The organism is Enterobacter sp. KBR-315C3_2022 (assembly GCF_041399425.1).
Lineage (GTDB): Bacteria > Pseudomonadota > Gammaproteobacteria > Enterobacterales > Enterobacteriaceae > Enterobacter.
The window spans coordinates 78539-88609 of sequence record NZ_JBGKEB010000019.1; the positions used below are offsets into that span (position 1 = coordinate 78539).

The 10071-nt window shown below is 57.6% G+C and carries 10 protein-coding genes and 2 tRNA genes; 2 read left to right on the forward strand and 10 right to left on the reverse strand.

Translation table 11 applies throughout. The annotated features are described in order from the left end of the window. Window positions 1-16: 16 nt before the first annotated feature. The 7 genes from ilvA to ilvL all read right to left on the reverse strand — a co-directional run bounded on the left by ilvA (window position 17) and on the right by ilvL (window position 6567). On the reverse strand, window positions 17-1561 hold the full coding sequence (ilvA, locus tag AB8804_RS18080; protein WP_371188615.1) for a threonine ammonia-lyase, biosynthetic: 1545 nt from the start codon (window positions 1559-1561) through the stop codon (window positions 17-19). Between the two features lie 2 nt (window positions 1562-1563). Then, window positions 1564-3414: a dihydroxy-acid dehydratase gene (gene ilvD, locus AB8804_RS18085; RefSeq protein WP_371188617.1), complete on the reverse strand. Its 1851-nt coding sequence runs from the start codon at window positions 3412-3414 to the stop codon at window positions 1564-1566. Between the two features lie 60 nt (window positions 3415-3474). Next, entirely contained in the window at window positions 3475-4404 is a 930-nt protein-coding gene (locus AB8804_RS18090; protein WP_371188619.1) for a branched-chain amino acid transaminase, read from the reverse strand. A gap of 18 nt (window positions 4405-4422) precedes the next feature. Next, the gene (ilvM, locus tag AB8804_RS18095) at window positions 4423-4686 is read right to left on the reverse strand and encodes an acetolactate synthase 2 small subunit (protein WP_371188621.1); all 264 of its coding nucleotides are present in this window, start codon (window positions 4684-4686) and stop codon (window positions 4423-4425) included. After that, window positions 4683-6329, reverse strand: coding sequence for an acetolactate synthase 2 catalytic subunit (ilvG, locus tag AB8804_RS18100; protein WP_371188623.1), 1647 nt, complete (start codon window positions 6327-6329; stop codon window positions 4683-4685). The genes ilvM and ilvG overlap by 4 nt, the downstream gene beginning before the upstream one ends. Before the next feature lie 2 nt (window positions 6330-6331). Further along, on the reverse strand, window positions 6332-6382 hold the full coding sequence (ilvX, locus tag AB8804_RS18105) for a peptide IlvX (RefSeq protein ID WP_112012665.1): 51 nt from the start codon (window positions 6380-6382) through the stop codon (window positions 6332-6334). An 86-nt stretch (window positions 6383-6468) separates the two neighbouring features. Continuing rightward, window positions 6469-6567, reverse strand: a complete 99-nt coding sequence (gene ilvL / locus AB8804_RS18110) for an ilv operon leader peptide (RefSeq protein ID WP_001311244.1) — start codon at window positions 6565-6567, stop codon at window positions 6469-6471. 342 nt (window positions 6568-6909) lie between these two features. On the opposite strand from ilvL, the gene AB8804_RS18115 reads away from it, so the two are divergent. Next, window positions 6910-8430, forward strand: a complete 1521-nt coding sequence (locus AB8804_RS18115) for a YifB family Mg chelatase-like AAA ATPase (protein ID WP_371188625.1) — start codon at window positions 6910-6912, stop codon at window positions 8428-8430. A gap of 32 nt (window positions 8431-8462) precedes the next feature. Here AB8804_RS18115 and AB8804_RS18120 read toward each other — a convergent pair whose 3' ends face one another. Beyond that, window positions 8463-8801, reverse strand: coding sequence for a DUF413 domain-containing protein (locus AB8804_RS18120; RefSeq protein ID WP_112012658.1), 339 nt, complete (start codon window positions 8799-8801; stop codon window positions 8463-8465). A gap of 118 nt (window positions 8802-8919) precedes the next feature. On the opposite strand from AB8804_RS18120, the gene hdfR reads away from it, so the two are divergent. Continuing rightward, a complete protein-coding gene (hdfR, locus tag AB8804_RS18125) occupies window positions 8920-9741 on the forward strand; it encodes an HTH-type transcriptional regulator HdfR (protein ID WP_371188628.1) in 822 nt (273 codons plus the stop codon). 98 nt (window positions 9742-9839) lie between these two features. Here the strand turns inward: hdfR and AB8804_RS18130 are convergent. Together AB8804_RS18130 and AB8804_RS18135 are read right to left on the reverse strand one after the other, a co-directional pair. Further along, window positions 9840-9915 (reverse strand) — tRNA-Trp (locus tag AB8804_RS18130). 53 nt (window positions 9916-9968) lie between these two features. Continuing rightward, window positions 9969-10045 (reverse strand) — tRNA-Asp (locus AB8804_RS18135). Between the last annotated feature and the right edge of the window lie 26 nt (window positions 10046-10071).

Sequence of the window (10071 nt, forward strand, 5' to 3'; positions counted from 1 at the left end):
ACATTAGGGTGATTCGCTAACCCGCCAGGAAGAACCTGAACGCCGGGTTATGGGTTTCGTCGTGGCACTCATAGCCCAATTCGTTCAGCCGCGTTTCGAAATCCGGCTCGTGCTCGCCCAGTTCGAACGCCGCCAGCACGCGGCCGTAGTCGGTGCCGTGGCTGCGGTAGTGGAACAGCGAAATGTTCCAGTGCGTGCCCAGCGTGTGCAGGAACTTCAGCAGCGCGCCCGGTGATTCCGGAAACTCGAAGCTGAACAGGCGTTCCTTGAGCGGCTTCGAGGGACGCCCGCCGACCATGTAGCGCACGTGCAGCTTTGCCATTTCATCGTCTGACAGATCGACCACGCTGTAGCCGCCCTCGTGCAGCAGGCTGAGGATCTCCTTGCGTTCCTCGAGGCCACGGCTCAGGCGCACGCCGACAAAAATGCACGCGTCTTTGGCATCGGCAAAGCGGTAGTTAAACTCCGTCACCGAACGGCCGCCCAGCAGCTGGCAGAACTTGAGGAAGCTGCCCTTCTCTTCCGGAATGGTCACCGCAAGCAGCGCTTCACGCTGTTCGCCCAGCTCGCAGCGTTCGGACACGTAGCGCAGGCCGTGGAAGTTGACGTTAGCGCCCGAAAGCACGTGCGCCAGCCGCTCGCCGCGAATGTTGTGCTGCGCGATGTATTTCTTCATTCCCGCCAGCGCCAGCGCGCCGGACGGCTCCGCGACGGCGCGTACGTCTTCGAACAGATCTTTCATCGCCGCGCAGATCGCGTCGCTGTCGACGGTGACGATATCGTCGAGATATTCCTGGCACAGGCGGAACGTCTCATCGCCGATGCGCTTCACCGCCACGCCCTCGGCAAACAGCCCGACGCGCGGCAGGTCCACCGGATGCCCCGCATCCAGCGCCGCCTTCAGGCAGGCGGAGTCTTCCGCTTCAACGGCGATGACTTTGATCTGCGGCATCAGCTGTTTGATCAGCACCGCCACGCCCGCGGCTAAGCCACCGCCGCCAACCGGGACGAAGACGCGATCAAGATGCGCATCCTGCTGTAGCATCTCCAGCGCCAGCGTGCCCTGCCCGGCAATCACCATCGGGTGATCGAACGGCGGCACCCAGGTAAAGCCCTGCTGCTGCGCCAGCTCAATCGCTTTGGCTTTGGCCTCGTCAAAGTTGGCCCCGTGCAGCAGCACTTCGCCGCCAAAACTGCGCACCGCGTCGACTTTGATATCCGCCGTGGCAACCGGCATCACGATCAGCGCTTTTAGCCCTAAGCGAGCGGACGAGAACGCCACGCCTTGCGCGTGGTTGCCCGCGGAAGCGGTAATCACACCGCGCGCTTTTTGCTCGTCGGTCAGCCCGGCCATCATCGCGTAGGCGCCGCGCAGCTTGAAGCTGTGCACCGGCTGACGGTCTTCGCGCTTCACCAGAATGACGTTGTCGAGGCGCGAAGAGAGTTTTTCCATTTTCTGCAGCGGCGTGACCTGCACGGCCTCATAGACCGGCGCGCGCAGCACCGCCCTCAGATATTCCGCCCCCTCGGGGGCGGCGGATAAGGGTTGTGACTCGGCCATCGTTAGCCCCCAAGCTTCGATTTATCGCGCACCGCGCCTTTATCTGCACTGGTGGCAAGGCTCGCGTAGGCGCGCAGAGCGAAGGAGACTTCACGCTGGCGATCTTTCGGCGTCCAGGCTTTATCACCGCGCGCTTCCTGCGCTTCGCGGCGCGCCGCGATTTCCTGGTCGCTCAGCTTCAGCTGGATGCCGCGGTTCGGAATGTCGATTTCGATCAGGTCGCCGTCTTCGATGATGGCGATGTTGCCGCCGCTCGCCGCTTCCGGTGACACGTGGCCAATAGAGAGGCCGGACGTCCCTCCGGAGAAACGGCCGTCGGTGATCAGGGCGCAGGCTTTGCCGAGGCCCATCGATTTCAGGAAGGTGGTCGGGTAGAGCATTTCCTGCATCCCCGGACCGCCTTTTGGCCCTTCGTAGCGGATCACGACCACGTCGCCTTCCACCACTTTGCCGCCGAGGATGGCCTCGACCGCATCGTCCTGGCTTTCGTAGACTTTGGCCGGACCGGTGAATTTCAGGATGCTGTCGTCCACGCCCGCGGTTTTTACGATGCAGCCGTTTTCCGCAAAGTTACCGTAGAGCACGGCCAGACCGCCGTCTTTGCTGTAGGCGTGCTCAAGCGAGCGGATGCAGCCTTCGGCGCGATCGTCGTCCAGCGTATCCCAGCGACAGTCCTGGGAGAACGCCTGCGTGGTGCGAATACCAGCCGGGCCCGCGCGGAACATGTTCTTCACCGCTTCGTCTTTGGTCAGCATCACGTCGTATTTGTCCAGCGACTCCGGCAGCGTCAGGCCGAGCACGTTTTTCACGTTACGGTTCATCAGGCCCGCACGGTCCAGCTCGCCCAGAATGCCCAGCACGCCGCCCGCACGGTGTACGTCTTCCATGTGGTACTTCTGGGTGCTTGGCGCGACCTTACACAGCTGCGGCACCTTGCGGGACAGCTTGTCGATATCGCTCATGGTGAAGTCGATTTCCGCTTCCTGCGCGGCGGCCAGCAGGTGCAGAACGGTGTTGGTGGAGCCACCCATGGCGATATCCAGGGTCATGGCGTTTTCAAACGCGGCTTTGCTGGCGATATTGCGCGGCAGCGCGCTGGCGTCGTCCTGCTCGTAGTAGCGCTTGGTCAGCTCAACGATGCGTTTACCGGCGTTGAGGAACAGCTGCTTGCGGTCGGCGTGGGTTGCCAGCAGGGAGCCGTTGCCCGGCTGAGACAGGCCCAGCGCTTCGGTCAGGCAGTTCATGGAGTTGGCGGTGAACATCCCGGAACAGGAGCCGCAGGTCGGACACGCGGAGCGCTCCACCTGGTCGCTCTGCTCGTCGGAAACCTTCGGGTCCGCGCCCTGGATCATCGCATCGACCAGATCGAGCTTGATGATTTTATCGGAAAGCTTGGTTTTACCCGCTTCCATCGGGCCGCCGGAGACGAAGATCACCGGAATGTTCAGGCGCAGGGAGGCCATCAGCATCCCCGGGGTGATTTTGTCGCAGTTGGAGATACATACCATTGCATCGGCGCAGTGGGCATTCACCATGTACTCCACCGAGTCGGCGATCAGCTCGCGAGACGGCAGTGAATAGAGCATGCCCCCGTGCCCCATCGCGATACCGTCATCGACCGCGATGGTGTTGAACTCTTTCGCCACCCCGCCGGAGGCTTCAATTTGCTCGGCGACCAGCTTGCCGAGATCGCGCAGATGCACGTGGCCCGGTACGAACTGGGTGAAGGAGTTGACCACGGCGATAATCGGCTTGCCGAAATCGGCGTCGGTCATCCCGGTGGCGCGCCACAGCGCGCGGGCTCCAGCCATGTTGCGGCCGTGGGTGGTGGTGGCGGAACGATACTTAGGCATGCTTTATTTACTCCCGTCTGACTATTTAATGGGACGGTGCGTGCCGTCCCAAATTTATGCTTAGTGATTAACCTGATCCAACCAGCCGTATTTGTCTTCGGTTTCGCCGGTGAAGAGGCCAAAGAAGGCCTGCTGAATGCGCTTGGTGATTGGCCCACAGCGGCCTTCGCCCACCTGGATGCCGTCGACGCTGCGAACCGGCGTGATTTCAGCCGCGGTACCGGACATAAACACTTCGTCGGCCAGATACAGGGATTCGCGGGACAGCACCTGCTCGCGCACTTCGATACCGAGATCTTTCGCCAGCTTGATGATGGCGTCGCGGGTAATGCCCGGCAGCGCGGAAGAGGTGAACGGCGGAGTAAACAGAATGCCGTCTTTTACTTCAAACAGGTTTTCCCCTGCGCCTTCAGAGATGTAGCCGTTGACGTCCAGGGCGATGCCTTCCTGATAGCCGTGGCGGCGCGCTTCGCTACCGACCAGCAGAGAGGAAAGGTAGTTACCACCCGCTTTCGCGGCGGTCGGGATGGTGTTTGGCGCAACGCGGTTCCAGGAGGAAACCATGGCGTCGATCCCCTGATCCAGCGCTTCGGCTCCCAGGTAAGCGCCCCACGGGAACGCGGCAATGATCACATCGGTGGTATAACCCTCTGGCGGGTTAACGCCCATACCCACGTCGCCCACGAAGACCAGCGGGCGAATATAGGCGCTGGTCAGGTTGTTCTTGCGGATCACCTCGCGGCAGGCTTCCATCAGCTCGTCAACGCTCTGAGAGACCGGAAAACGATAAATTTTGGCTGAATCATGCAGACGCTGCATGTGTTCGCGATGGCGGAACACCACTGGCCCTTTGTGAGAATCGTAGCAGCGGATACCTTCAAACACGGAGGTGCCGTAGTGCAGCGCGTGGGACATCACGTGGACTTTCGCGTCCTCCCAGCGAACCATCTCACCGTTGAACCAAATGTAATCAGCTTTTTTCGTCGTCATTTTCTCTTCCTGTCACGCTCAAGCGCGGATTTGTTGTGATGTGGTTGTGCTCTGGCAGATGGCAACATGGGCAACGTCTACCAGCTTATTTAACTGACTAAACAGTAAGTCGACCGGCCGCAGACTGGCAACGGTTAATTCAATGTTAATGTTCTGGGCATCGGTGGCCGTCTCCATATTCATAGAGCAAATCTGAAAGCCACGATGACGGACCACGCGCAAAACGCGTTCTAAAGTTTCCGGGTTGAAGCGAGCCTGCACGGCGACCTGATGCTGCATCATGATAATTTCTCCATCATTTGTGAGTTACTGGCACCTGGCGGTACCAACGGCCAGACGTTCTCAAGCTCGTCGATTGAGACATGAAGCAGGTAAGGCCCTTTGCTGGACAGCATGGCGTCGAGTGCCGCTGCAACCTGGTCTTTACGGGTGATGTGCTGGCCAGGGATACCGAACGCGCTGGCCAGGGTGAGGAAATCGGGGTTGTCGGTGAGCGTGGTTTCGCTGTAGCGTTCCTGGAAAAACAGCTGTTGCCACTGGCGAACCATCCCTAAGCGCTGGTTGTCGAGCAGCACGATCTTCAGCGGCAGCTGCTTGCGCTTCACGGTGCCGAGCTCCTGAACGTTCATCATGAACGAGCCGTCGCCGGAGATGCAGATAACGGTATCGTTCGGGCGGGCCACCTGCGCGCCAACCGCCGCAGGCAGGCCGAAGCCCATGGTTCCTAAGCCGCTGGAGGTGATGAAGTTTTCCGGGCGGGTGTAGGTCATATGCTGGGCTGACCACATCTGATGCTGGCCCACGTCGGTGGTGACCACGCTGTCTGCGGGCTTGCGCTCGGACAGCTGTTTCAACAGGAGCGGGGCGTAGATGGCGTCGCCGGGGTGGTCGTAACGCCACGCGTGTTCGGCGCGCATATCGGCGGCGTGCTGGCGCCATGCGTTGATTTCCAGCGGCTGCTGCAAAGCGGGCAACAGCGCGTTCAGATCGCCCTTCAGCGCGACGTGCGCCTGACGCAGCTTGTTCATCTCCGCCGGGTCGATATCCATATGGATCACGTTGGCATTGGGCGCGAAGGTATTCAGCTTGCCGGTGACGCGGTCGTCAAAACGGGCCCCCACGGCGATGAGCAAATCACACGCCTGAACCGCCAGGTTTGCCGCTTTGGTGCCGTGCATTCCCAGCATCCCCAGATAATACGGGTACTGTGCGTCTACCGCCCCCAGCCCTTTCAGCGTGCAGGTGGCGGGCATTTGCGTGACGGCAATAAATTCGCGCAGAGCAGGCACCGCCTGGGCCATACCCACGCCGCCGCCCACGTACAGCATCGGTTGTTTGGCCTGCGCCAGCATCTGACGCGCCTCTTCCACCTCTGCATGCGGGAATGCATCATCGTTTTTGACGGTGGAGAAATGCGGCTCCAGCTGGGCCAGCGCAACCTGAATATCTTTCGGGATATCGACCAGAACCGGGCCGGGGCGGCCTGAGTTGGCGACGTCGAAGGCTTCCGCCATCACGCGCGGCAGCTCTTCCAGAGACTGAACGAGAAAGCTGTGCTTGGTACAGGCCAGCGACAGGCCAATCACGTCCACCTCCTGGAAGGCATCGGTGCCGATGAAGGGAGACGCCACCTGGCCGGTGATTGCGACCACGGGAACGGAATCAAGCAGCGCATCGGCCAGGCCGGTGATCAGGTTGGTTGCGCCCGGCCCGGAGGTGGCCATGCAGACGCCGGTTTTGCCCGTAGCGCGCGCATAGCCAATGGCCGCCATCGCTGCCCCCTGCTCGTGCCGACACAGTAGGTGTTCCACGCCGCCGTCATACAATGCATCGTAAATCGGCATAATTGCGCCGCCCGGATAACCAAATACGGTTTCGACTCCCTGCGCGCGCAACGCATGTACTACCCACTGTGCCCCATTCATAGTTAGTTCCCCGTCATAAATCGGGAGAAACAGAATTTTGTGCTAGCGTTCATTCTCTGCTCCTCATTTACGTTTTTTAGTCATAAAAAAACCCCCGGACCTTTCGGTGCGGGGGTCTTAGTTCGTTAAGGCTTGTTTTCTAAGCCTTTCCTCGTCCAAGTGCAGCCCCGCACGGTGGGATAATAATCACCACCACGCTAATCACGACCAGGCTAATCACTCGTAGAAGGGCTGTCATTTTCAGTTCTTTTTGCATCTTGTTCGAAGGAATACCTAAAGAGGTATCACAGTTTTTAAAATAAGCACAAGATTTATTTATGACCTTTTTGTTTAGCCAGCGAATTATTTTCCTGAAAATCTTTGTTTTATATAAGGAAAATAGAAAATGAATTTTTTTCATTTTTTTATTCCTCTCTGGCCTGCCGAAATGCGGCCCAAAACGCCTTTGCGAGGGCGATCCCAGGGAAATGCAAATTTTGCAAAAGGACGCTAAAAATCACGAACGCGCCTCGTAAAGGCTGAAAATGACGATAAAAATAGATAACGGGCACGGGCATAGTAACGCCACAAGGAGGGCATTATGTCTCTGTCAGTTGTTTATACGCGAGCGGCGCTGGGCGTGAAGGCACCACTAATTTCTGTTGAGGTGCATTTGAGCAATGGACTGCCGGGATTAACCCTGGTCGGCCTGCCCGAAACGACGGTCAAGGAGGCCCGGGACCGGGTGCGCAGCGCGATCATCAACAGCGGTTATTCTTTCCCGGCAAAGAAGATAACCATCAATCTCGCCCCGGCCGATCTGCCTAAAGAGGGTGGGCGATATGATTTACCTATCGCCATTGCGCTTCTCGCGGCCTCTGAGCAGCTTAATACAACGCAGCTAGGCTCGTATGAGTTCGTGGGCGAGCTTGCGCTTACAGGCTCGCTAAGAGGCGTTCCTGGCGCAATATCAGGTGCTTTGGAGGCAATCCGGGCCGGGCGACAGATTATCGTGGCGAATGAGAACGCGTCAGAAGTGAGCCTAATCGCCGAGAAAGGGTGTCTGATAGCCGGGCATTTGCAGGAGGTATGCGCTTACCTGGAAGGGCGACACGAGCTGGAGGAACCGGAAGAGAGTGATGAGCGTCTGCCGGAGGCGTCAGAGGACCTCAGCGATATTATGGGGCAGGAGCAAGGTAAACGCGCCCTGGAGATTACTGCCGCAGGCGGGCACAACCTTTTGCTCATAGGCCCTCCGGGCACGGGTAAGACTATGTTGGCCAGCAGGCTGAGCGGACTGCTCCCGCCGCTTAATAACCGGGAAGCGTTGGAAAGCGCGGCGATATTCAGCCTGGTCAGCACGGTGTCGCTGCAAAAACAGTGGCGGCGTCGCCCATTTCGCTCGCCACACCACAGCGCCTCGCTGACGGCCATGGTTGGCGGAGGATCAATTCCCGCACCGGGTGAAATCTCGCTGGCGCACAACGGCATTCTGTTTCTCGATGAACTGCCGGAGTTTGAGCGCCGCGTGCTGGACGCTCTGCGCGAGCCCATTGAATCGGGGGAGATTCATATCTCCCGCACGCGAGCGAAGATCAGCTACCCTGCGCAGTTTCAGCTTGTAGCCGCGATGAACCCTAGCCCTACGGGACATTATCAGGGGAATCATAACCGCTGTACGCCCGAGCAAACGCTACGCTATTTGAGTAAGTTATCCGGCCCCTTTCTTGACCGGTTTGATCTCTCGCTTGAGATCCCGTTGCCGCCGCCGGGCCTGCTTCGACAAACACATTCTCAGGGGGAAAGAACGGTTTCGGTGCGCGAGAAAGTTATCGCAGCGCAGGCTCGTCAGTATGCACGCCAGCATGTGTTGAACGCTCGGCTGGATAATGGAGGAATTCGGAAGTACTGTCACCTCACGCCGGAGGATGCAGCCTGGCTTGAGGAAACGCTATCGCGGTTTGGCCTTTCTATCCGGGCCTGGCAGCGATTACTGAAGGTTGCCAGGACTATCGCTGACGTTGAAGCAAGCCCTGATATTGAAAGACGTCATCTACAGGAGGCGCTAAGCTATCGCGCGATCGATCGTCTTTTGTTGCACCTGCAAAAGATGCTGGCATAAAAAAAGGGGCCGAAGCCCCTTTTCGCATCCAATCAGTCGTCAGACTCGGTGTAGTCTTCCGCACCTTCCATCTGCGGCTTACCGCCGGACAGCGTATGGAAGCGTTTCGGACGCTTGATGCGAGCCATGTACTTGCTCCATACGCGTTCTACTTCAGACTCCGGCTCACGCTCTCCACGGCAAACAGCAAGGAACTGCTTTTCTTCTTCAGTTACTGGCTCACGCTTGCCCAGATCCAGCTCGTTAAAGGCATAACCATGGCGCTCAAGAAGCTGAGCCTCTTTGATGGTGAAATCGCCGTGACGAGAGAACCCGCGCGGATAATGTTTATTGTCGAAAAAACGATTAGTCGTCGTAAAGCTTTCCGCCATCCTACACGCTCCTAATTCTTTGGCCGAGCTATTTATGGCGCGGAGTATTAGTTACGCTTGACAGAGTGTAAAACAAAACATTTAAATCATAACGACAAATAATTTTGTGGAGAAGGATGTGGATACGGAATTGCTAAAAACTTTCCTCGAAGTGAGCAGAACGCGTCACTTTGGGCGAGCAGCTGAAGCCCTTTATCTTACGCAGTCAGCGGTCAGTTTTCGTATTCGACAGCTGGAAAATCAATTGGGTGTCAATCTTTTCACCCGCCATCGTAACAACATTCGCCTGACCCCAGCCGGTGAAAAACTGTTGCCCTATGCCGAAACGTTGATGAATACCTGGCAGGCCGCCCGAAAGGAGGTGGCGCATACTTCCAGACACAATGAATTTTCAATTGGCGCAAGCGCATCGCTATGGGAATGCATGTTGAGTCAATGGCTTACGCGGCTCTACAGGTCGCATACCCATCTGCAGTTTGAAGCGAGAATTGCGCAGCGCCAGTCGCTTGTTAAGCAACTTCATGAACGCCAGCTGGATCTTCTGATTACGACAGAAGCGCCTAAAATGGACGAATTTAGCAGCCAGATCGTTGGGCAGTTCGGTCTTGCGCTTTATGCCTCAGCGCCATCAATGGTGAAAGCCGATCTTAACTACCTACGTTTAGAATGGGGGCCGGATTTTCAGCAGCACGAGAGCGGATTGATCGCCAGTGACGACGTTCCTCAGCTGACGACCAGTTCCGCAGAGATTGCGTGCCAGCAGCTTCCTCTATTAAAGGGTTGTACCTGGCTACCTACGCGCTGGGCAGATAACAAACCGGAGCTACATACCGTCACCGATTCTACGGCGCTCTCCCGGCCACTTTATGCCATTTGGTTGCAAAATAGCGACAAGCAGTCACAGATAAAAGATCTGTTGAAAATCAATATTCTGGATTAGGAAATGAGGCAGCAAGGATGCTGGCCTAACATAGACATGAGTGAATATGGTCGATCTTCAGGCAAAAAAAATCCTTTGCCGAAGCAAAGGATTCTATATGGCAGGGGCGGAGAGACTCGAACTCGCGACACCCGGTTTTGGAGACCGGTGCTCTACCAACTGAGCTACGCCCCTAAATCTTGTTACCACTAAGCCTGCCCAGAAGGCAGGCTTAGTGTCTTAATAAGTGGCGGAACGGACGGGACTCGAACCCGCGACCCCCTGCGTGACAGGCAGGTATTCTAACCGACTGAACTACCGCTCCACCGAAGACTGCTGTAACCACCGGAT